19 protein-coding genes are annotated in these 20,889 nt (G+C 71.9%); 7 read left to right on the plus strand and 12 right to left on the minus strand.

Annotation, left to right across the window (positions count from 1 at the left end):
- Positions 1–232, plus strand: a 232-nt coding sequence (locus tag R6Y94_RS08775) for a BREX system ATP-binding domain-containing protein (RefSeq protein ID WP_318395290.1), incomplete at its 5' end; no start/stop codon positions are given.
- A 108-nt stretch (positions 233–340) separates the two neighbouring features.
- Here R6Y94_RS08775 and R6Y94_RS08780 read toward each other — a convergent pair.
- Both R6Y94_RS08780 and R6Y94_RS08785 read right to left on the minus strand, forming a co-directional pair.
- Complete coding sequence (locus R6Y94_RS08780; RefSeq protein WP_318395291.1) at positions 341–652, minus strand: hypothetical protein; 312 nt, start codon at positions 650–652, stop codon at positions 341–343.
- The gene (locus tag R6Y94_RS08785; protein WP_412102722.1) at positions 652–924 is read right to left on the minus strand and encodes a DivIVA domain-containing protein; all 273 of its coding nucleotides are present in this window, start codon (positions 922–924) and stop codon (positions 652–654) included. Before R6Y94_RS08785 ends, R6Y94_RS08780 begins: the two co-directional genes overlap by 1 nt.
- A gap of 327 nt (positions 925–1,251) precedes the next feature.
- On the opposite strand from R6Y94_RS08785, the gene R6Y94_RS08790 reads away from it, so the two are divergent.
- Complete coding sequence (locus tag R6Y94_RS08790) at positions 1,252–1,446, plus strand: hypothetical protein (protein WP_318395293.1); 195 nt, start codon at positions 1,252–1,254, stop codon at positions 1,444–1,446.
- A 429-nt stretch (positions 1,447–1,875) separates the two neighbouring features.
- Positions 1,876–2,811, plus strand: coding sequence for an HNH endonuclease (locus R6Y94_RS08795; RefSeq protein WP_318395294.1), 936 nt, complete (start codon positions 1,876–1,878; stop codon positions 2,809–2,811).
- A 142-nt stretch (positions 2,812–2,953) separates the two neighbouring features.
- On the opposite strand, the gene R6Y94_RS08800 is transcribed toward R6Y94_RS08795, so the two are convergent.
- The 4 genes from R6Y94_RS08800 to R6Y94_RS08815 all read right to left on the minus strand — a co-directional run bounded on the left by R6Y94_RS08800 (position 2,954) and on the right by R6Y94_RS08815 (position 8,092).
- A complete protein-coding gene (locus R6Y94_RS08800) occupies positions 2,954–3,967 on the minus strand; it encodes a hypothetical protein (protein WP_318395295.1) in 1,014 nt (337 codons plus the stop codon).
- Complete coding sequence (locus tag R6Y94_RS08805; protein WP_318395296.1) at positions 3,967–6,192, minus strand: protein kinase domain-containing protein; 2,226 nt, start codon at positions 6,190–6,192, stop codon at positions 3,967–3,969. The genes R6Y94_RS08800 and R6Y94_RS08805 overlap by 1 nt, the downstream gene beginning before the upstream one ends.
- Complete coding sequence (locus R6Y94_RS08810; protein WP_318395297.1) at positions 6,186–6,596, minus strand: nuclease-related domain-containing protein; 411 nt, start codon at positions 6,594–6,596, stop codon at positions 6,186–6,188. Before R6Y94_RS08810 ends, R6Y94_RS08805 begins: the two co-directional genes overlap by 7 nt.
- Before the next feature lie 143 nt (positions 6,597–6,739).
- Positions 6,740–8,092 carry an MATE family efflux transporter gene (locus R6Y94_RS08815; protein ID WP_318395298.1) on the minus strand — a complete coding sequence of 451 codons (1,353 nt, stop codon included), beginning with the start codon at positions 8,090–8,092 and terminating at the stop codon, positions 6,740–6,742.
- Positions 8,093–8,331: 239 nt separating this feature from the next.
- Between R6Y94_RS08815 and R6Y94_RS08820 the strand changes: the two genes are divergently transcribed.
- From R6Y94_RS08820 to R6Y94_RS08830, 3 genes are read left to right on the plus strand one after another with little or no spacing between them, the layout of a single operon-like run.
- Positions 8,332–8,883 (plus strand): hypothetical protein, encoded by a 552-nt coding sequence (locus R6Y94_RS08820; RefSeq protein WP_318395299.1) that lies wholly within the window; start codon positions 8,332–8,334, stop codon positions 8,881–8,883.
- On the plus strand, positions 8,880–9,548 hold the full coding sequence (locus tag R6Y94_RS08825; protein ID WP_318395300.1) for a hypothetical protein: 669 nt from the start codon (positions 8,880–8,882) through the stop codon (positions 9,546–9,548). Before R6Y94_RS08820 ends, R6Y94_RS08825 begins: the two co-directional genes overlap by 4 nt.
- Positions 9,545–10,444 carry a hypothetical protein gene (locus tag R6Y94_RS08830; protein WP_318395301.1) on the plus strand — a complete coding sequence of 300 codons (900 nt, stop codon included), beginning with the start codon at positions 9,545–9,547 and terminating at the stop codon, positions 10,442–10,444. Before R6Y94_RS08825 ends, R6Y94_RS08830 begins: the two co-directional genes overlap by 4 nt.
- Here R6Y94_RS08830 and R6Y94_RS08835 read toward each other — a convergent pair.
- Complete coding sequence (locus R6Y94_RS08835; RefSeq protein ID WP_318395302.1) at positions 10,398–11,870, minus strand: hypothetical protein; 1,473 nt, start codon at positions 11,868–11,870, stop codon at positions 10,398–10,400. The two genes, R6Y94_RS08830 and R6Y94_RS08835, sit on opposite strands and share 47 nt — an antisense overlap.
- A 241-nt stretch (positions 11,871–12,111) precedes the next feature.
- On the opposite strand from R6Y94_RS08835, the gene R6Y94_RS08840 reads away from it, so the two are divergent.
- Positions 12,112–12,375 carry a hypothetical protein gene (locus R6Y94_RS08840; RefSeq protein ID WP_318395303.1) on the plus strand — a complete coding sequence of 88 codons (264 nt, stop codon included), beginning with the start codon at positions 12,112–12,114 and terminating at the stop codon, positions 12,373–12,375.
- A gap of 292 nt (positions 12,376–12,667) precedes the next feature.
- Here the strand turns inward: R6Y94_RS08840 and R6Y94_RS08845 are convergent, their stop codons facing one another.
- Genes R6Y94_RS08845 through R6Y94_RS08865 form a run of 5 tightly spaced genes read right to left on the minus strand, consistent with a single transcriptional unit; the run spans position 12,668 to position 20,699 of the window.
- A complete protein-coding gene (locus R6Y94_RS08845) occupies positions 12,668–14,056 on the minus strand; it encodes an ABC transporter substrate-binding protein (protein WP_318395304.1) in 1,389 nt (462 codons plus the stop codon).
- An 8-nt stretch (positions 14,057–14,064) separates the two neighbouring features.
- On the minus strand, positions 14,065–15,219 hold the full coding sequence (locus tag R6Y94_RS08850; RefSeq protein WP_318395305.1) for a hypothetical protein: 1,155 nt from the start codon (positions 15,217–15,219) through the stop codon (positions 14,065–14,067).
- A complete protein-coding gene (locus R6Y94_RS08855) occupies positions 15,219–16,724 on the minus strand; it encodes a vWA domain-containing protein (RefSeq protein WP_318395306.1) in 1,506 nt (501 codons plus the stop codon). Before R6Y94_RS08855 ends, R6Y94_RS08850 begins: the two co-directional genes overlap by 1 nt.
- A 52-nt stretch (positions 16,725–16,776) precedes the next feature.
- Positions 16,777–18,957: a serine/threonine-protein kinase gene (locus R6Y94_RS08860; protein ID WP_318395307.1), complete on the minus strand. Its 2,181-nt coding sequence runs from the start codon at positions 18,955–18,957 to the stop codon at positions 16,777–16,779.
- A 35-nt stretch (positions 18,958–18,992) separates the two neighbouring features.
- Positions 18,993–20,699 (minus strand): hypothetical protein, encoded by a 1,707-nt coding sequence (locus tag R6Y94_RS08865; protein ID WP_318395308.1) that lies wholly within the window; start codon positions 20,697–20,699, stop codon positions 18,993–18,995.
- Positions 20,700–20,889 lie beyond the last annotated feature (190 nt).

Genomic DNA, 20,889 nt, shown 5'->3' on the forward strand with positions numbered 1-20,889 from the left:
GGTCGCCGTGGGGTTGCCCGCCTGGCTCGGCGGGCAACCCCACGTCGCGGCGGCGGTCCGGCGCCCCGCGGGTGTCAAGGGCGAACTGGACCACTACGCGGCACTCAACTTCCTGCGCGGACTGCTCACCGTGCTTTGGGACAGCGGCCATCCCGGCCTGCTCCTGGTGCTCGACGAGGTCGAGACCCTGCAACGGGTCCGGGCTCCCCGGGCGTTCGATCCTCCTCCCTGACCAGCAGTTTGTTCCCGTAGTAGGTGCAGCGGCACGGGACGAGGGTGAAGGTCATGCCGTCGCACTCGCGGCAGGGCAGCACCGGCGGCCCGGCCGGAACCGGCCCGGTCATCGCGCTGGCTCCGACGTCCTCCGGTCCGTCGTTCCGGTCCCGTCCGCCTCCAGATGGTCGGGTGGCGCGAGGGGCGTGCACGGGGTCTGGTGTTCGGCGCGCAGGGCGCAGCGCCGGCCGCCGCCGAGCAGCCGGTCGCAGAAGAGCCGGGACTGCACGATCTGGTCGTCCTCGGCCGAGACGGTCGCCTCGGCGACGTCGACCTGCGGCAACCGGGCCAGGGTGCGGGCCGCCGTCCGGGCGAGAATGCGGGCGGTCGCCGGGGTCGGCGCGGCGAAGGGCACGTGTACGACGTACCGCTCGGACATCAGCGCCCCGCCAGTTCGTGTGCGGTCGGGGTCGGCCGGGACCGCCAGCGCCGCAGGGCGTCCTTGATCCGGGCGTTCTGCTTCCGGACGCTCGCCAATTCGGTGTACGCCCGCGCCAGGTCACCGGCGACCTGGTCGAGGAACTGGGCGACCTCGTCCGGGTCGACTCCTCGCCCACCGAAGCCGACCGGGGTGAAACGGCGGGTCCGCACCTGGGACGGCATCAGCGGCCGGTACGTCCCCGACCGGCACGCCGGCCTGAGCCGCCGCAGCGGCTACCGGCCTCTCCGGAACACCAACCAGAGCAGAAAACCCACCACCTTCACCAACCTTCCCGACGTTGGAGCAGGACATGGACCACTTCAGATGGACCACGCTGTCTTGTTGATCAATTCGAGGAACTCGGCTGGGTCGGTCCTGGCCGGTCGGCGCCTGGGAGACAGGGTGATCCGACCGGCCAGGACGAGGCTGGACACCGCCTGCGAGCCCAGCTCAACAAGCCGCGCCGCCGTTCCCCCAATCTTGACCCGTCCCCTTACTCATGTCAGCCCCGTCAACTTGACGCACCTGCTGTATGTCAAGTCCGTACGTTCGGACTCATGAGGCTCGCGGGCATGTCGGAGATCCAGCAGATGCTGGGCGGAGTCAGCCGGCAACGCGCCTCCGAGATCGTGGCCCGGTCCGGATTCCCGGCCCCGCTCGACACCATCGCCACAGGTCGGATCTGGTCGCGGGAGGCCGTAGCCGCCTGGATCGCCGAGAACCGACCGACCCAGCGCAGCGACGAGAAGTAGCGCCACCTCTTCATCAACCTTGCGGAGGCCGGCCAGGACATGGACGGGTGACCCCGGCTCGAACCTGTGCGGGCGCGCTCTTTCCCGGGCCGAGGTCACCCCGCCCTACTACCGCAGCCCTCATCGGCGAATACGACAGCAGGGCGTGACCAGGGGCCGGGACGGACAACCCGTACAAGCCGACCGCCCCACGAACTGGTGGCAAGCGGCGAGCTGTGGTGGGGGGCCAAGCATGCAGTCGGGATGGTCGAGGGGTCGAGCGTTGTTATCTTCTATCGATGCTAGCTCTGCCTTGAGCTGCGGTTTCTATGCGACTTTGCCCGGCGGGTGACTCGACGAGTGACTTATCAGGGGGCAAGCCGTGGAAGGGATCCTTCATGTGAAGTTGGCTCTTGATGTTCGGCGTTGCCAGTAACATAATCATCCACGATGAAGGCGTATCTGGGGGTCACTGACGAGAAGTGGTACCGCTTCCTCGCGGCCCGGCCGACGATCAACGAGGTGAACTTCTGGCGACCGTCCAGCACTCAGCCGTTCAAGGTGCTGACCGAAGGCGAGCCTTTCTTCTTCAAGTCGAAGTACCCCCATAACCGGGTAGTCGGCGGCGGCTTCTACAGTGGATTTGTCAGACTCCGGATCTCCGAAGCATGGGAGCTTTTCGGGGAGGGCAATGGGGCGGACAGCCTCGACAGCATGCGACGTGCCGTCGGCCAGTATCGGCAAGCACCGCTCGGACCGTACGACGACCCGGAAATTGGGTGTGTCCTCGTCAGGGATACCGTCTTTTTTCCTGCCGACCTACCCGGCAATGCTCCACCAGAGTTCGCCCCCAGCATCGTCCAGGGAAAGGGATACGATCTCAGTCAGGAAACATTCGGCGGTTACTTCGATGTGTTGATTGGCCGGTTGCTCGGCACTGCCGTTGAGATTGATCTCAGCGAACCGTGGCATCGCCCTGGACCTGCCTTCGGGGACCCGCGACTTGCGCCCCGGCGCCTTGGGCAGCAGTCGTTCAAGGCGGTTGTGCTCGGGGCGTATAACCGGCGGTGTGCCATTACCGGGGACAAGATTCGACCCGTTTTGCAGGCCGCGCATATTCGACCGCTGACCGAGGGTGGCGAGCACCGCCTCGACAACGGCCTACTTCTCCGCTCGGACGTGCACACTCTCTACGACCAGGGCTACCTCGGAGTCGACCCGAAACACCGACTGTTAGTAAGTCGGCGGCTGCGTGCTGACTTCGGTAACGGCGAACAATTTTACGCTCGTGCCGGAGAGTTGATCGGCGTACCCCAGAGGCAGCAGGACCGGCCATATCGCGAGTTTCTTGAATGGCATCTCGATGAGGTGTTCAAGGCCGTCTGAGGCGGGATGTTCGATGTTGCTGGTGCTTGGACCGGCGAAAAATATCGGCCCGGCGGAAGTGGTCAGTGACCTGGCTGAGAGCGCTCCTGCAACGCGGTCAGCACCGTCATGTTTGGCGGGGTGGGCAGGATCGGCGACTCAGCTAATTGCCCCGGTGCCGCCACCGTAGCACAGCCGCAGCCACTCGTCCGCCGCGTCCAGCGCCTCGAACCCGCTCACAGTCCCTTATCCGTCTACAGTGCACGCCCCTCCGCGAGGTCGGCAGCGACGGCGGGGTGAGCCAGGTGTCGGGCAGCCACAGCGCCTGGCTGGCCGGGGACACCAGCGGAATCGGCTCACCGTCCAAGAGCGCCGCCTCCGGTCTGCGCACCGGAAGCAGCAGCAGCCGGGCCGCCGGCCGGGGGCGCGTCGGGTCGGCCAACTCCTGGACGACCCGCATCTGCCCGTACCGGGCCAGCGGCGCCGCCTCGGTCAGCAGCGCCGGCCCGTCGGCCGCCGCCAACGCCTCGCCGATCGCCGGTACGACCTCGTGTCGTACCAGGTCCACCAGGCTGCGGAAGTCGGCGTCGGCTGGCGATCCGTTGTCGGCGGCGACGATCGCATCCCAGGGGTAGCCGAGCGCCCGCAACCGGTCCAGCAGGATCGCGGTGACGTCCACCTCGGTGAGGCCGAGCCGGGACAGCAGCGCCCGCCGGGCCGCCGTCAGCCGCCGCATCGACGTCTTCACGACCAGGAAGCCCCGCCGCTCGATGGCGCCGACAAGTTTGGCGTGCGCCTCGGCAGTGGCATCCGGACCGAGGATCGGGGCGACCGTGTTCGTCATCCGGGTGCCGCCACCGACCGTCATCCTCGACTCGGGGCGACCGTAGTGGCGCTGTGTGGGTAGCCAGACCAGCGGTACCTCGCACTCGGCCAGCACCTCGTCCAGCCGCGGCCGACCGGGCAGTTCCTCCGCGCGGGGGAACCGGGACCATACCCGTTTGCGCAGCTCGTCGACGGTGAGTGACTGGCCGATCAGCCCTCCGGCAGCCAGCCGCAGGGCCCGCGCGGCCGGCATCCCGACCGGGTAGAGCTGGCCCTGAACGTTGACGTCCGCCTCGCCGTTGCTACCGGCCGCGGCGAGCTGTAACAGCCGCGCGTCGGACAGCGGCGGCATCAGGACCGGCGGGTCCAGGGTCCGCAGCTGTTCGAGACCTGTGGCTGGCTCTGCCCGGCGACCCGGGCCGCCGCCTCGCTCTGGGTGGGCCAGTGCAGATAGCTGTCACCGTCACCGGTTGCCTGGCCGAGCAGCACCCGCAGCGCCGTCCGCTGGGCCCGGTTCCGGCTGGTCTCGGCGGGCAGCAGCGCTGCACAAAGTTCCTCGATTCCGGCGGTACCGGCAGCGTCCCCGGTCACCGATCCGGCAGTTCCGCCCTGCTCCGCGACCCTGGACTCGATCACCGCCAGCTCGGCCCGGAGCGATCGGGCCTGGGCCAGGATCTCCTTGCGGGTGGCGTCCGGTACGCCCCTGGCCCTGATCAGCTCCGACTGGTTGGCGTCGAGCAGTTGCCCGACGGTGTGCACACCGCGCCGCTCCAACGCCGACCGGGCCCGGGCGGTCAGCCCGGCGACCTCCAGCGGAGAGCCCCGGTGCAACGCCTCGACCCGGCCGCCAGGCTGCCCGGACCTCTCGTCCGGGTCCGGGATCTCCCGGAAGATCGCCCGCCAGGCGTCGGTCATCTCGTCGACCGTGTCGAACCGGCCGGCGTCGTCCCGGGCCAGCGCCCGGGCGAAGAAACCGACCATCCGGTCCGCCACCGCCGGGTCGAAGGAGGTCGGGTCGAGGCTGACCTCCTCGCTGATCACCGCCGGGTTGGCGTTGTCGCCCCACCGGGGCAGGGTGCCGGTCGCCATCTCGTAGAGCGTCACCGCAGCGGCGAACCGCTCGGCGGCGGCGTCGTAGCGAAGCCGGCGCGGTGGCCCGAGGAACGGGTCCAGGTAGGTGACGGTGCCGGCGGAGAGCTGGTCGGCCGGGGTCGCCGACAGCGAGAAGTCGAAGACGCACAGGTGTTGCTGCTTGTCCGAGGGACGCGCGCGGGCCGCCAGGTTCGCCGGCTTGATGTCCCGGTGCCATATCCCGTAGCTGTCCAGCACCGCGACGATCTCCAGCAGGTCACGGCCGTACCGTTCCAACAGTTCGAGGGCGAGCCGGCCACCACGCAGCTCCTCGGCGAGGGTCCGCTCCCCGGCCGACTCCATCAGCAGTGCGGTCCGGCCGCCGACCACGATCGGCCCGGCGACCAGGGCGGCCACCCGCCAGTCCCGGATCTTGTCCAGGGTCGCGGCCTCGGCAGCGAACCGCTCCCGGTGCTGCTCGTCCCGGGCGACCTTCAACACAAGCGGCTTGCCGTCCACGTCCGGCCGGGTCACCAGCAGCGCGGTCGCGGTGGCGCCGCTGCCGAGCCGCGCCACAACGGTCAGGCCGCCGTCGAGCACGTCGCCCTTGTGCGCAGACAGCGGGTCGACGACCGGCTCCGGCTCGGGCGCGGTCAGTTCCTCCCAGACGTCCTCCAGCCGGCCCCGGAACTCGGCCACGCTGGCTAGGCGCTGCGCCGGATCGCCCCGGGTGGCGTCGTAGACCAGGTCGACCAGGGACTTCGGCATGCCGTCCGCGGCCGCGTCCAGGTGCAGCCCGCCGACGGTGACCGCGGCGAGCAGCGCCTCCGGGGTCGGCGCCGCTTCCCGGTCAGCGAAGATCCGGTACGCCAGCACGCCGAGCGAGAAGACATCGAGCTGGTGCCCGAGCGAGCGGGTCATGTTCGCCGCCTCGGGCGCCTGGTAGCGGCGTACCTCGTCATCGAAGAACATGGTGAGTGTCGCCGGGTCGGTGGATGAACCGAGTTGGGTCAGCGAGGTGGCCGCCGTCCGGGTTCCGGTCTGCCAGTCGGTCACCACCAACGAGGGACGGGCCGCCTCCGGACGGTCGACGAAGATCGCCCGGGGATGTAGCGACCGGTGGGCCAGCCGCCGGGCGTGTGCGTAGTCGATGATCTCGGCGAGGTCCTGGAGCAGCTGCAACCGCTGCGCCAGCTGCAGCCGGCTTCCTCGCTCGATCAGCCACTGGTCGAGGCGTACCCAGTCCGGCTGGTGGTCGAAGATGACCGCCGGACCCCAGGCGTGCTCGGCCAGGTCGACCGCTCGGGCTATTCCCGGATGGTGAATCCCCTGGAGCAACCGGAACTCCCGCTCGGCGGCCTTTCGGATACCGGGGATCTCGTCTTCGGCCGCGCGGCTGGTCAGATAGAAGCGCACTCGCCGCACTACCGAGGCGTTCAGGGTGTGCTCGGCGAGGAAGTCCTGCCAGCCGAGCCCTTCCGCAACTGGGCGGGAGTCCTTCAGCACCAGCTGATTGATCTTGCGGTCCCGCCGACGTACGGAACCTGCGCGTTCCTGGGAGCGTAGTGTCTGATCAGGCTGGCCAGCCGCTTCGCCTTACGGTTCGCCAGGATGTACGGGTTGTCCTCCGGGAACGTCCGGCCGTTCGGCAGCTGCCGGGTCCAGTGGGTGCCACTGCCCTCGATCACGCCCTGCCAGTGCTTCAGCTCCACCACGTACAGACCACTGCGAGTGAGCACCAGCGCGTCGATCTCGTTGATCGACCCGTCCGTGCCCACGAACTCGACATTGGCCCAGACGTGGTACGGGTGGGCGTCTGGCAGGTAAGAGGCGAGCTCCCGCAGGCCGTCCCTCTCGTGCGGAAAGTTGCTCGGGTTGACCTCTTCCCAGCGGGGAGAATCGTCACGCATGTGTCACCACGCACCGCTCCCGCCGTCCCACCGTCACTCCCCCGATTCAGGGTCCTACTCGTCCTGGCAGGCTACCTGCACCTGTCACTCCGACGGTTCTCGGTCAGTGGGCAAGTTTCGGCAGGAGCCGCCGACGGCTGTACTCACCGGGTGGCGCCGAGTACGGCCCAGCGGCCGGAACGCATCCGGAGCAGCAGGCCGATCAGCCGGGCCACGATGAAGAGGGTGAGCCCGGCCCAGATGCCGCCGAGGCCAAGGTCGAGGGCGAAGGTGAGCCAGATCGCCGGCAGGAAGACGCCGAACCCGCAGACCACGGTCAGGTTGCGCAGGAAACGGATGTCACCGGCGCCGATCAGCACTCCGTCGAGCGCGAAGACGACACCGGCCAGCGGCTGCATTCCGACGAACCACGGCCAGGCGACCATGGCCTGCTCGCGTACCTGCGGATCGTCGCTGAACCAGCTCGGCACGATCCCGGCACCGGCGCCGATGATGATCGCGAAGGCGACGCCGCAGATGCCGCCGTAGATCGCGATCCGCCGGCCCAGCAGCCGGGCGCTGGCACCGTCGCCGGCCCCGAGCGCCGCCCCGACCAGCGCCTGGGCGGCGATGGCCAGCGCGTCGAGCAGCAGCGCGGTGAAGAACCAGAGTTGCAGGGCGATCTGGTGTGCCCCGACGGCGGCCACCCCGAACCGGGCCGCCACGGTGGTCGCGGAGAGGAAACTGGCCTGGAAGGCGGCGCCCCGGATCAGCAGGTCCCGGCTGAGCACGAGTTGCCGGCCGATCATCCGGGGCCGGGGCGCCAGCGGCACCCGCTCGGCAACCAGCGCGGCCGCGAAGAGCACCCCGGAGAGGGTCTGCGCGACCGCGTTCGCGATCGCCGAGCCGGCCAGGCCGAGCCCGGCCGGATAGACCAGCAGCGGGCAGAGCAGCGCGGAGAGCAGGTTCGGCCCGAGCACGAACCAGAGCGGCCGGCGGGTGTCCTGCACGCCGCGCATCCAGCCGTTGCCGGCCGCCGCGAGCAGCAGGCCGGGGGCGCCGATGGCCGCGATCCGCAGCCAGAGTGCCGCGCCGTCGGCCACCTCGGGGGAGCCGCCACCCGCGACGGTACGCGCCAGCGGGCCGGCCACGAACTGCATGGCGACCGCCAGCAGCAGACCGGCGGCGAGGGCGAGCCAGGATGACTGGACGCCCTCGGCAACGGCGGAGGCACGGTCGCCGTACCCGAAACGGCGGGCCGCCCGCCCGGTGGTGCCGTACGCGGTGACGGTGCCGATCCAGACGACCAGGGTCATCACCGGGCCGCCGACGGCGAGCGCGGCGAGCGGCACCGACCCGAGGTGCCCGAGCACGGCGGTGTCGACCAGCACGTAGAGCGGCTCGGCGGCCAGCACCACCAGCGCGGGCAGGGCAAGTCCGAGGATCCGCCGCGCGGACGCGTCGACCGCTACCGGCGGCGGGGCGGCCTGCGAGGTGGCGGCGGTTGGCTGGCTCATCGCGAACGATCCTGGCACGACAGCTGTAAGGAACGCAAGGCTATTCGACGCTTACCACTCCTGGCCGGGGGACCTTCCGGGCCGCGCTGTCGAACTGCCCCGTCTGTGCGCCCACCCCCTGGGATCGACCGCGCCGCACTGGCCCGATCAGCGACCAGTGCCTATGCTCCGGAACCGTGTCGAACCACGGTGGGGGGCCGGGAGCGGGCCGATCGGGACTGGCTGCCCGACTGTTGGCGGTGCCACTGCGCTGGTTGGGGCTCGGCACCGGGGTGGCCGGGCTCGCCGCCTCGGGCCTGTTCGGCGGCCTGGAGACGGTGGCCAAGCCCGAGGTACCGACGGTCGCGGTCGGCAAGGCGGTCGACGGCGGGCCGTGGAGCGTCACGGTGACCGGCGGCCGGCTGGTCGGCAAGCTGCCGACGCTCTACCTCCGCGACGGCAAGCGCTGGTTCACGGTACTGGCGACGATCGAGAACACCGCCGACGAGAGCCGTGCCGACTTCGACGACGCGATCCGGTTGAGCGGCGTGGCCGGGATCGCCGAGGAGCGGCCGAGCCAGGTCCTGCTGGTACGCGACGGGAGCAAGCCGACCTATCTCAATCCCGGCCTGCCCGAACGGCTCGCGTTCCTCTGGGAGCAGGACGACAGCACCCCCGCGCCGAAGAGCGTGAAGGTGCAGGTCTGGGGTACGACGCGCCGCCTCGACACCATCGGCGACACCTGGGAGTGGCTCGACCCCGAGCGCCGGGCCGAGGTCGAGGTGCCGGTGCAGGACCGGAGGGCCGGATGACCGTACCGACCCAGCACCCGGATCCCGACTCCGTCGGCAGTCACCGGGCGCCGCCCGGCCGGGTACAGCGGATGGGCCTCCGGGCCGGTGCCGGCACCCTGATCCTCGCGGCACTGGCGGTGGGCGGGGCCATCGCCAACTGGCGGCCGATCAACGGCGGCGGTGCCGAGGCCCGGGAGCGGCCGTTCGTCCAGGCGGGCAGGTTCGGCGAGACGGTGTCGACCCGGGTCTTCGACGCGACCGTGCTGGACGTCCGGGGCGCCGCAAAGGTGTCCAACGGCGGGCAGTCGTACGACACGGCAGGTGTCTGGATCGTCCTGCGGGTCCGCCTGGCTACCCGGGACAAGGCGACCAGCATCGGGTACTCGGCCCTGCGCGACCAGCGGGACCGGGAGTTCCGGGCCACCACCCGGTTCACCCAGTCGCTGGTCGGTGCCGGCCGGGTCCTCCAGCCGGGAATACCCGTCGAGGGTGACCTCGCCTTCGAGGTACCCCGGGACGCGGCGACCCGGCTTTCCGCGTACTTCGCCCAGCAGCAGATCGACATCCGGATGGACGACCTGGCCGAGGTACCGCTGCCCACGGTGGACCGGTCGCGGGTCGACGAGTGGGCGGATGCTCCGGCACCGGTACCGCTGGCGAGCGCGCGGGCGGTGGCGCCGTGACCCAGCCACCGCCGGTCCCGTCCGGTCAGGGCCTCGACGCACTCGCCCCGGCACCGCCCGTACCGCCCCGGCGGGACCCACTCGCCCCACCCCCGCCGTGGACCGGCCCGCCGACGGTGATCCTGCGGTACGCCGAGGTCGAGACGGCGGTGCTGCCCGTGGTCGAGCCCGGCCCGCCACCGGCCGCCGCCCCCACCACCGAACCGCCCCGCCCGGCCACCGCGCCGTCGCCCAGCCCCGCCGCGCCGCCGAATGCTGCGGCCGTCCCTCCGTCAGCCCCCGCTGCCGCCGCCCCGGGGGCCGCGAGCCCGTTCTCGGAGCCCGTGACCACCGCACCGGCTGCTTCCGGCGACTCGGGCACCGGACAGGTCGGCTGGTGGCGGCGTAACCGATGGGGTCTGCTGGCCCTGTTGCCAGCCCTCGTCCTGGCCCTCGGTCCGGGCGTCAAGGACGGCTACGAGCGCTATTCCCGGGCGGAGTACCTGGAGCCGATCGGTGTCGGAGCCGACGGGTGGGTGGAGTTCTCCGGTGCCCGGATCCGCCTGGTCGAGCTGGTCGAGGCGCCCTCGGTACCGGCGCGCGGCAGCCGGCCGGTCACCCTGCCGGAGGGCGTACGCGTCTGGCGGGCGACGCTGGTGTTCGAGCTTTCCACCCCGGAGGCGCTGATCGGCTGCCTGCCCTATCTCGAGGACGGCGACGGGCGGCTGTTCAGCGCGAACCCGCCGGAGTTGAGCGGCGCGCGGCTGCCGGTCACCCGATGTGTCGCGGACGACCCGGCACAGCGGTCGTTGCAGGCGGAGGCGTACTTCCTGCTGCCCCGCCCGGCCACCCCGGTAGCGCTGCGGATCGTCAAGGCGACCCAGCGACCGCGCTACGCCCGGCTGCCGGTCGCCTGATCCCGGCGGGCTGATCTCCTGCCGACGTCCCGGCGGTCGACGTCCCGGTGGCGGATGCCGAGGGCGGCGGCTGGATCCGCAGCACCCGGTCGACGGCGGCACCGAGCAGACAGGCCAGCAGCACGGTGCCGACCGCGTCGTTGAGCAGTGTCAGCCGCCCGGAGAGCGGCATCCAGATCGACTGGAGGTCCCGCCCGCCGATGATCATCCGCTCCGCCTCCCACAGCCACTCCCGGGCGGTCTGGGCCAGCAGGAAGGCCAGGCAGAAGAAGAGCATCGGGGCCAGGCCGGCCCGGGCCATCAGCCGCAGGCTGTGCACCATCGGCCCGAACCGCTCGCGGAGGTCGGCGCCGAGGTTCGCGCCGACCGCGCGTACCGGTCGGGGCAGCGCCCGCCAACGTCGGGCGGCCCGTTCCACCAGGTCGGCCTCGGACGGCGGAGGTGGGGTCAGCCGGTGGCCGTAGACGACCGCACCGACCGCCAGCCAGGCCAGCGGTACGACGATGGCCACCTGCACCGACCCGGCCGCACCGACCAGGAACGCCCCGACGGCCCGGACCGGCCCGGACAGCGGCCCGAGTTGGTCGACCAGCGCGTGCCAGGCGTCCAGCGCCCAGCCCACGATCCGGCGCTCCTGGAGCCATTGCAGCAGCGGGTCCTGTGCCTGCGCGACCGTGGTGGCGACGACGGAGATCCAGATGACCTCGACGTAGGCGCCGGGAATGCCGAGCCAGCCCATCCGGGACCGTTCCTGCCACTTGCCGAGCAGCCAGCGCAGCACCACCGCGACGGCCACCACCGCCAGGATCGTGCCGGTGAGGTCGAGCGGCATGCGACGGTCCGCGTTCTCGGCGACCTGGCCAGGATCGGTGAAGATGGCGGCATCGGCGAGGTAGGTGTCGACGAAGACCTCGTAGAGGTAGTTGGTGAGATCCTCCTGGAGGTATCCCCAGGAGGCGTAGACGGCGAGGAAGGGCACCAGCGCACTGCCCAGGTGGTCGAGGAGTGTCTTGCGACGCGGCGGGCGACCGCCCGTGTCAGCCACCGGCCAGGTCTCCAGCTCCCCTGCCTCTGCCACTCCGGCTGCCTCGGTCGTTCCGATGTCCGGCGCCTCGGTTGAGTCGATGTCCGCCGTCTCGGTCGTCGCGGCCGAGAGCCACGGCAGGGACGGACGCAGGGCGCGCAGCATCAACACCAGCGCGATCAGGGTGGCGATCGGTCCCAGGACGACGACCAGCATTCCCAGCACACCGTTGATCTTGCTGACCTGCACCGCGCCGAGTACGACGAACTCCCGGGCCGCCGCGCCAGCGAAGTAGAGCGCGAACAGCACCGGCCAGTGCCGGACCAGCAACCGCAGCGAGGTGCCGAGCACCGCGACGGCCTCCAGCAGCGCCGCGCCGAGCGTACGACGTCGGCGCGGCATACGGGTCCACGTTCGTGGAGCCGCCACCGTCCCGTCCGACCCCCCGATCACGGGCCACAGGGTACCGCCGAAGGCAGCGGTGCGACGGGACGGTAGCTAACGCAGCAATCCGTCGAGCGGCGCCCCGTCGGGGCTGCGCCACCCACCGCCCTCGGATAGTGTTCGGTCGACCACGCAACTGGACGGCGGACCAGGCCCACCTGTGCCGGTGGCGCGCCGCCGGCAACCGGGGAGGATCGCGATGGCCAGCATCGAGGAAGTCAAGGCCGCACTTGCTCAGGCTGCCGACCAGGGTAACGCCACCCTCATCCAGATCCGCTCCGCTATGGAGAACACCGAGCAGGTCCTCGCCCGGCTTCGTGCCGTCGCTGCCGGCACCGGCCACCCGAAGATCGCCGAGGCCATCAACCGCGCCGAGCAGACCAAGCAGCGCCTTACCGAGGCCGCCACCATGATCCAGGGCAGCGCCGCCGCAGCTCGCGAGTACGCCAGCGTCCTGGGCTGATCCCAGATCGGCGCTCCGGGGCAGGGATCCAGGACATCGCCGCATTCGTCCGGAACACGCGGGCGCGGTACGAGGACGGGTCCGGACTTCCCGTTCTCGCCATGCCGAGCATGATCCGAGCGGTACTCGGCGAGGCCACCTCGCGGACGACATCGCACCCGACGTCGCCTTCACCGCGCAGATCGCAATTCTCCGCACACTGCTTCAGGAACAAGAGTTCACCGAGCCACAGCTTGAGCGGGTCATCCGGCAGGTCGAGAAGACAGCCGCCGAATACGTGTGGGACAGCTTGCTACTCCGGGCCGCTGCACGCGCCCGGCAGCCACTCGGCCGGGGCGATGGAGGCCCGGAGCCGTTCGAGATCCTCCAACAGGGAGCCGAGCCGGTCCGGGTCGTGCAGAAACTCCAGCACGGCGTGCTGGAACGCGTTCGCCAGCGCGCTCGGCATCACGTCCGAGGCGTCCAGGCACAGCGGACGCTCGCCTGCCGTCAGCGTCTCCGCGACCCTCTCGCTCACCTCGGGCCGTCGGTCCGGCCGGTTGGCGAACGCCGGCTCGGCCGGGGCGCTCGGCCGCACCTCCCGGTTGACCGAGAAGAAGCTGCCGGCGCTGCTGTCCTGCCAGATCCGCTGGGCCTGGTCCGTGGCCAGGAACTCGACGAGGCGCCGGGCCACCGGCCTGTCGCTGAACAGGCCGGCGAAGTCGGCCGACACCACCGAGCCGTCCCGCCCTTCCGCGCCGGGGTCCGCCCCGCCGAAGGTCGGGAAGGGAAAGTAGTCCGCGCCTCGCACGTCCGCCGCCTGGACGACACCGCCCGGCTCGTCGTCGGGGTAGCCGGCCCGCATGCCGATCACGAACGATGCCTGGTGTTCGAGGAGGCAACCGGGCTGCCTGGTGAACATCGGCTTGCCTGCGTCGGTGAACTCGGTCAGCAGGGCTGCGGCGCTGCCGCCCCGGACCATCCCCGGGTGGTCGACCAGCCGCCCCCACTCCGTCCAGGCCGCCCGTACCTCGGGTGAGTTCCAGCCGAGCCGACCGGCCGACCAGGCGTCGTAGGTGGCCGCACCGGAGCGGTGCAGCAGGATGTCCTCTATCCAGTCCGTCCCCGGCCACCCGGAGCCCGGGGTGGCGCTCATACCCAGACACCACGGCGTCCTCCCCGCCGCCGCCAGTGACCGGCTGGTCTCGACCAGCGCCTCCCAGCTCCGCGGCGGTCCCGCCGGGCCGAACGGCGCCCGTTCCGGCAGGTACCAGACGAGGCTTTTCAGGTCGGCCTTGATCGGCACCACGTCCAGCCCGCCGCCCGCGTTCAGTTGGGCCAGCCTGCGCCACTGCGGACTCATCGACGACGCGGGGTCGCCGTCGAGCGGTCGGAGCACTCCCCGTCGGAGGTACGCCGCCATCTCGCTCAGGGTCGGCAGCACCGCGACGTCCGGCGCGGTGCCCTTCTGTACCTCGGCGAGGAGGATCTGGCGTACGGCCCGGGTGCCCCGGTAGTCGACCTCGACGCCGTACTGCTCGGTGAACGCGTCCAGCACGGCTCGGAAGCTCTCCTCCTCGGCGCCGGTCCAGGAGGCGAGCACGGTCACCGTCTCCTCGTCGCGCTGCCCCAGGCAGCCGCCCAGGCCCAACCCGAGGACCAGCACCGGCAGCAGGGCCAGCTCGACAAGCTTGCGTCGCATGGAGAGTCTCATCTCGACCGGTACCGGTATTCCTCGATGCGTGGCCGCAGCCCCCACCAGACGAAGAGCGCGATCGGCGACGCCAGCAGCAGTACGACGAACGCGCCGGAGGTCGCCCCGGTGGCCAACGCCGCCTGGTCGTCGACCTCCGCCGCGCGGCGCAGCACGTCGCGGTCTGCCATCGGCCTCGCGGACGCGGCCGGAGACAGCGGCGCGGCCGGAGACCCGGCTTCGGAGCCGCCGCGGAACACGTCGCTGCTCACCTCGCATCCGTCCGCCCGCGAGCAGAAGCCCGCGAGGAGTCCGTCGAGCGCAGTGATGCCCTCGTGATCGGCCCCGGCGGACTGCTCCGCCGACAGCCGGCGGACCTCCGACAGCTCCGCGTGGGCGTCGGCGAGCTGCTCCTTCGAGACCAGCGCGAACGACGTACCGACGGCGAGCGCGACGAGCAGCACCGTGGCGGCGACGAGGCCCCAGTTGACCGCCCGGCGGAACCGTCGGCGGAGGAAGAGCTGCGCACGGACGAGCAGGTACAGCAGGAGCAGCGCCGGCAGCACCCAGACCAGCGTCGTACCGGGGGCCAGCCACCCGGACGAGAGCCGCGCCTCCAGCGTCTCGTTCTCCGCCGCCAGCAGTGTGTCGAGCTGGGCGAGGATTCCGCCGTCGGAGTGCAGCAGCCGGGAGGCGTACCAGGCGTAGGCGGTGGCCAGGCCACTCGGCCCGCTCTGCCGGTAGTGCGCGTCCGCCCGCCCCATCAGGCCGATGTACGTGACCAGCAGCCCTTCCACGACCTGGATCTGCCGGCTGCTGGTGTCGCCGGAGCCGATGTCCTCGGCCGCCTGTGCCAGGCTCTGGCTGGCGGCGGCGATCTGGTTCTGGTATTCCTCGCCCGGCCCGACGAGTCCGGCCTGCCGGGTCTGGAAGCTGGTGATCGCCGCGGTGTCGGCCCGGACCAGGGCGGTACGCACCGCGGCCAGCTCCATCACCGCGGGCAGGCTCCGGGTGCGTACCGTCTCTGCGGTGCGGTGGGTGCCCCAGACCACGGCGAGCGAGCTGGTCAGCACCAGCACGGTCGCGCCGAGCAGGCAGCCGAGCAGCCGCAGCAGCGTACGCCGGGTCGTGCTCGGCCGCACCGCACTGCTCGTCGCCAGCTCCGCCGTCATCAGGTCCCCTCGCCACCGGCCGCCGGCTCGCGGAACGGGCGGCGGCACGCGTCGCACACCATGGCCTCCGGCGGCGAGATCCGCCCGCAGGGACAGACCTGGTCGGCGGCACCGGTCCCCGGCGCCGGCTCGGGTGCCAGCGGAGACTGCGGCGCGGGCCGGGGCTGGCGGGCGGCCCACGGTGGCTCCACGCCCCCGACCATCACCGAGCTGACCGCGACCCGCAGCAGTGCACTCCTGGTCCAGTCCGCCTTCAGGCGTACCGGCCGGTCGGAGTCGCCGGTGATCTCCACCAGACCGGCCAGCCGGTGCAGTACCTCGGTGTTGCCGAGCCGCTCCGCCAGCCCGACGGCGAGCCCGAGCTGCGCCTCGGCGGTCTGCCGGTCCCCGGCCTCCAGGGCGTCGCAGCCGGCGGCCACGGCGTCGCCCAGTTCCTCCTGCCCCAGGTGCCGGGCGACCAGCGGCTCGATCCGGGTCGGCGCCACCGGGTCGTCCGTCCAGCGCAGCACGATCGGCCATGGGTCGGCGCACCGCTCGCCCGCCATCAGCAGGTCCACCCGGGCCGCCCGGACCTCCTCCTCCAGCGGCGGGCGGTCACCGTTCGACCCGTAGCCGATCGCCAGGTCCACCAGGAAGTCGCGGCTCTCGTCGCCGGTCCAGGAGCCGGTGTAGAACTCGGTGGTCCGGTCGTCCAGCACGGTCGCGTGCTCGGTGAGGTCGGCCAGCGTCGGGGTCTCCTGGCGTACCGACCGGACCCGTACGCCGGGGGCGGTGTTGAGCCGGATCCGCAGGTCGGCCACCTGCTTGCCCATCGCTCTGTCCATGATGGACCGGAAGTCGGCGACCAGCTCGTCGACCTGCCCGATCGCCTCGGCCGTGCCACGCAGCACGGAGGCGATCCGCAGCAACTGCCGGTGGTCCCAGTCCTCGCCGATGCCCCGGGCGTCGCAGACGAAGTTGCCCGCGCAGCCGGCCAGCACCTCTTCGAGCTGTTCCGGAGTCTCGTGCTCGTTGCGGCCGTCGGTCAGCAGGATGACGTGCCGCACCAGATCCGGGTACGGCGCCAGCAGTTGGTCCGCCAGCCGCAGCCAACGCCCCATCGCGGTACCGCCGCCGGCGTAGAGGTGCCCGGTGGCCCGCTTCGCCGCCGCCCTGGTGCTGTCGCCGGCGACCGCCGTCGTCGCTCGTTCGGGGTAGACCATCCGGGCGGTGTCGGTGCCGGCGACGATGGCGAAACTGCTGCCGTCCCGGATGGTGTCGATCGCCGCCCGGGTGGCCTGCTTCGCCGCCGTCATCTTGGCCTGCGGATAGCCCATCGAACTGGAGCAGTCGACCAGCACCACCACCCCGGCCGAACTCGGCGCCGGCGCCGCCGCCTCGGCCGGGGACCGCGCCGTCACCCTGAGCACGACCGCCATCCCGGTGTCCGCGATCGACCGGTACGGGTTCTGCACGACCTCCAGCCCGAAGGCGTGCGGCGGCCCCCCGCCGGGTCCTGGCGTCACACCGGCACCTCCCATCGGATCGTCAGCACAGTCGGATTCACCACGCTCCGCTTCACCACGGGGTCCTCGGCCGTACCGCGTTGGCGAGGTCCACCAGCGCGCCGTGGTCCTGGATCGTCCGGGCCTGCGTCGCGAGCACCCGCATCGACCGCTCCAGCCGCCGCCGGAGGTCGTGCTCGGTCGGCTTCGACCCGAGCACCTCGCCGCCGTTGCCGAGGCCGTTCCCGGTACCGCCCTCCAACACGCCGAGCGCCGCCGTCTGGACCAGCGCCGTCAACCTGTCCCGGGCCTCCCCGGTCGTGTTGCCGCCGTCGAGGTGCAGTGCGGGCAGCCGGCGTACCGCCTCGGCGATGTCGCCCGGGGTCGGCCGACCGGACGGCAGCCGGCCGCAGAGGATACGGATCGCCGCCACCCGGGCCCGCTCGTAGTGCAGGGTCTCCCTCGGCACCTCGTCCAGGATGTCCACCGCGCCGGCCCGGTCGCCCTCGCGCAGCCGCAGCCGGGCCAGCCCGAAGGCGGCACTGCCCTCACTCCGGTCCCGCTGCCAGATCGCCCGGTAGCAGCGGGTCGCCCGGGCGTATTCCGCCAGGTGTTCGGCGCAGAAGCCGAGGGCGAGCTTCGGGGCGATCTCGCCGGGGCAGTCGGAGTAGACGGCGTCGAACTCGGTCTCGGCGGTCGACACGTCCGCGCGGGCCAGCCCGAGCAGGCCCCGGTGCCAGCGGATCCGCCAGTCGTGGTCGGCCCGGGCGCCGAGGCCGGAGACCGCCGCGTCCAGAGAGCCGGCCGCGCTGTCCGGATCACCGGCTTCCAGGTACGCCCGGCAGAGCGCGAGCCGGACCTCGACCGAGCGCAGACCGGAGTTCGCAAGCTTCTCGATCAGCCCGCGCGGGTCCGCCGCCCCCGCGGTCGCCAGCAGGTCCACCGCCTCGTCGTCCGGGTCCACGATCGGCAGCGGCAGCCCGCCGGCCGCCCAGGACGGCGACGGCGGCGCGACGTCGAGCAGCCCGCTCGTGCCCCGGATCCAGCCGTCCAGCCCCGGTACGGCGCCGAGCCCGCCGTCCAGCAGCACCGGGGTCGGGGCGAAGACCGCCGACCGCACCGGGTGGGCCCGGCCGGTACGCAGCGACAGCACCTCCCGGAGTACCCCCTTGAGCTGCTGGGACATCTCCGCCGCGGTGGCGAACCGGCGGTCGTGTCCGGCGACGGCCCGGTTGACCAGTCGGACGAACGACTCCACGCCGAACGCGATCCCGTCGGGGTCGGCCGGGGCCGCCCGGCGCCCCTCCTCGCTGACCTCGAAGAGCACCTGGAGCGTCCGGCCGACGGTGTGGATGTCCGACCGGACGGTCAGGCCGTACCGCCGGATCTCGTCCGGTGGGGCCTGGAAGAAGTCCGTACCCACCACCGGGCTGGCGCGGTCGTCGACCCGGCGTACGCCGCCGACGTCGATCACCTTGATCCGGTCCGGGCAGCGGATCACGTTCGCCGGCTTCATGTCGCAGTAGAGCAGGCCCTTGCCGTGCAGGTATTCCAGCGCGGCGAGGATCTCGTGCCCGTACGCGAGCACGTGCTCGATCGGCAACGGCGCGGTACCCCGGGCGGCGGCCTCCTGCACGTCCTGCAACGACTGCCCGTTGAGGTACTCCATCACGATGTAGCCGGCCCGCTCGCCGGTACGCGGATCGTGGTGGGTGACCGAGTTGAAGATCCGGACGATGTTCGGATGTTCGATGGTGGTCAGGAAGCGGCGTTCGGCGACCGCCAGCCGGAGCGCCGCCTCGTCGTTGGTGATCAGTCCCTTGAGGACGACCCGGTTGTCGTCCAGGTGGGTGTCCCGGGCCAGGTAGACCCAGCCGAGGCCGCCCCGGGCCAGGCAGCCGTCGACCTCGTACTGGTCGGCCACCAGGTCACCCCGGCGCAACTTCGGCACGAAGGAGAACGGTGCGCGGCACCTGCCGCAGTATCCCTCCAGCAGCCCGGGCTGGCCGGCGTATCCCCGGCCGACCTCGGCCTGGCAGTGGCCGCAGAACCGGCTCGACTCGGGTACCTCGGTGTCGCCGCGCAGCCGGCTGACCGGGTCGGCGGGCTCCAACTCCGGAATCGGCACCAGGCCGCCGACCAGCCAGGACGAGCCGCCGGAGGCCGTGGAGCCGGTGAGAGCGGGCGGCGGGCCGGCAGCCGGGGTCGGCAGCGGACGCCGGTCGCAGGTGCCGCAGAAGCCGGTCTCGTCCACCGTCCCGGTGCAGCCCGGGCGGTTGCACCTTTCCGTCACCGCACCGCCCCCGGCCGCTCGTCCCGACCGTCGCGCGGTCCTGGATCATCCACCTCGGCGGGACGACGATCATCGGGGCGACGGTCCTCCGCCTCGGCGACCCGCCGCCGGATCACCGCGGCGTACCGGTCGACCAGCACCGCGCAGGCCGCCAGGTCGGCCGGCCCGTGCCAGAGCGCCTCGTGGGCCTCGCGGTAGAGCCCGGTCAGCTCCCGGTCCTCCCGCAGCGGCGCCGGTACGCCGGCCCGGTAACCGTCGAGCCGGTCCCGCAACCGGTCGCGGTCGTCGAGCAGCGCCTCCATCTGTCGGCGGGCCTGCCTGGCGGCGTCGAGTGCCCGGTCGGCCTTCCGCCGGCACGACTCGATGCCGGGCAGCAGCGGGGTGTCGCCGGGCCGGGCGGCGGCCGCCCGCAGCGCGGTCAGTCGCAGCCGCAGCCCCGGCTCGTGCGAGGACGGCGCCGGTACCGGCCCGACCCGCCCGGCGACGTACGCGTACCGTTCCCGGGCAGCCTGTTCCGCGGCCCGTACGTCGGCGACCCGGGCGGCCAGCAGTTCGAGCGCGGCGTACCCGAGGCTCGGCGCGTGGTCGTCGTGGAAGACCAGCAGCAGCCGGAGGTCGCGTCCGGCCACCCGGTCGGCGATGGGGCGCACCACCTCGGCGACCAGCGCCGCCGGGTCGGCCGCCCGGTCCACGCCGTCGAGCACCAGGTTCATCGGCGGCGGCTCGCCGGCCATGCTGTCGGCCAGCGACTTCTCGGGGTCGGCACCGACGCTCATCCAGTTGACGATCCGGCCGCTCACCTCGTCCACCGTCCGGCCCGAGACGTCGAGCGCCAGGTCGATCCGGCCCGCCGGGGACTCCCCGGCGGCTGGTGCCGGCGCCGGCCCGCCCCGGTCGGTGGGCCGGAACTCCCGGCTGCTCCGCAGCACGACGTCGCGCAGTGCGGCGTGTGCCGCCGAACCCGGCGCGGTGACGATGATCCGGGAGTCCGGCGGGGCGCCGGGAGCGAGGAAGTCGGTGAGCTGCCGGACAACCGTCTCGTCGGTGACCGCCGGGCCGACCGGCGCGGCGAAGCTCGCGTCGACCGCCGAGTCGCCGCTGACCCACTCCCGCACCCGGGGCAGGTATCTGATGATCGTCTCGACCGGGATCATCCAGGACAGTGCCGTGCCCCGGCCGGCGAGGTAACTGACCACGATCCCCAGCACGTGGTCGGTCTCCACGGCGGGACCGGTCGGCTCGGAGTCGAGTTGGATCCACTCACCGCCGGGCCCGCCGTCCCCGGCGAGCCGGGCCCGGGCCCAGAGCCCGGTCGGGACCGTCGCGGGAAAACCGAACATCCGTACCGCGCGACGCGCACCGGACGGCAGCCGGCGCAGTACCGGACCAGTGTCGGACGGCAGCGCCTCGGCGAGCCCGAGCAGGGCCAGGTCGGCCCGTTGGTCGTCCTGCGGCGGTTTCCAGCAGCCGTCGACCACCCCGGCCCGGACCGCTGGTACGCCGGGACGGTGCCCGACGAGTTCCACCTCGAAGTCCCGGGACGGTCTGCTGTGGGCGCCACCCGGCTCGTCGTGGGTCGCCGGAAGGAGAATGTGTGCACAGGTCAGCACGTGCCGGTCGCCGAGGACGATGCCGGCACCGCGGATTCCGGCCCGATCGTCCCGGATGCATGCCCGCCACTCTGCGCGGCCCGAATGCGACACACGGCAACGTTATTCGCAAGTGTCGGATCGATGCCACCCGTAACAAGGTCGGAAATCAGTCTGCCGACCGGCCGGCACCACCGCAGCCTACCGCTGGACCCGCAACCCGCCGACCAGCATCTTCCTCCATCCGGCTCAACCTGGCCGTACCCTTCGATCTCGACATCGACTTCACCGAGATCGACCGGCT

Source organism: Plantactinospora sp. KLBMP9567, assembly GCF_033446045.1.
Lineage (GTDB): Bacteria > Actinomycetota > Actinomycetes > Mycobacteriales > Micromonosporaceae > Plantactinospora.

Excerpts from the sequence above, each read along its gene's own strand:
- R6Y94_RS08795 (WP_318395294.1), top strand. The coding sequence starts at position 1,876 with ATGAAGGCGTATCTGGGGGTCACTGACGAGAAGTGGTACCGCTTCCTC.
- R6Y94_RS08835 (WP_318395302.1), bottom strand. The coding sequence starts at position 11,870 with ATGCCGCGCCGACGTCGTACGCTCGGCGCGGCGCTGCTGGAGGCCGTC.
- R6Y94_RS08800 (WP_318395295.1), bottom strand. The coding sequence starts at position 3,967 with ATGCCGCCGCTGTCCGACGCGCGGCTGTTACAGCTCGCCGCGGCCGGT.
- R6Y94_RS08840 (WP_318395303.1), top strand. The coding sequence starts at position 12,112 with ATGGCCAGCATCGAGGAAGTCAAGGCCGCACTTGCTCAGGCTGCCGAC.
- R6Y94_RS08810 (WP_318395297.1), bottom strand. The coding sequence starts at position 6,596 with ATGCGTGACGATTCTCCCCGCTGGGAAGAGGTCAACCCGAGCAACTTT.
- R6Y94_RS08845 (WP_318395304.1), bottom strand. The coding sequence starts at position 14,056 with ATGCGACGCAAGCTTGTCGAGCTGGCCCTGCTGCCGGTGCTGGTCCTC.
- R6Y94_RS08790 (WP_318395293.1), top strand. The coding sequence starts at position 1,252 with ATGAGGCTCGCGGGCATGTCGGAGATCCAGCAGATGCTGGGCGGAGTC.
- R6Y94_RS08850 (WP_318395305.1), bottom strand. The coding sequence starts at position 15,219 with ATGACGGCGGAGCTGGCGACGAGCAGTGCGGTGCGGCCGAGCACGACC.
- R6Y94_RS08780 (WP_318395291.1), bottom strand. The coding sequence starts at position 652 with ATGTCCGAGCGGTACGTCGTACACGTGCCCTTCGCCGCGCCGACCCCG.
- R6Y94_RS08815 (WP_318395298.1), bottom strand. The coding sequence starts at position 8,092 with ATGAGCCAGCCAACCGCCGCCACCTCGCAGGCCGCCCCGCCGCCGGTA.
- R6Y94_RS08825 (WP_318395300.1), top strand. The coding sequence starts at position 8,880 with ATGACCGTACCGACCCAGCACCCGGATCCCGACTCCGTCGGCAGTCAC.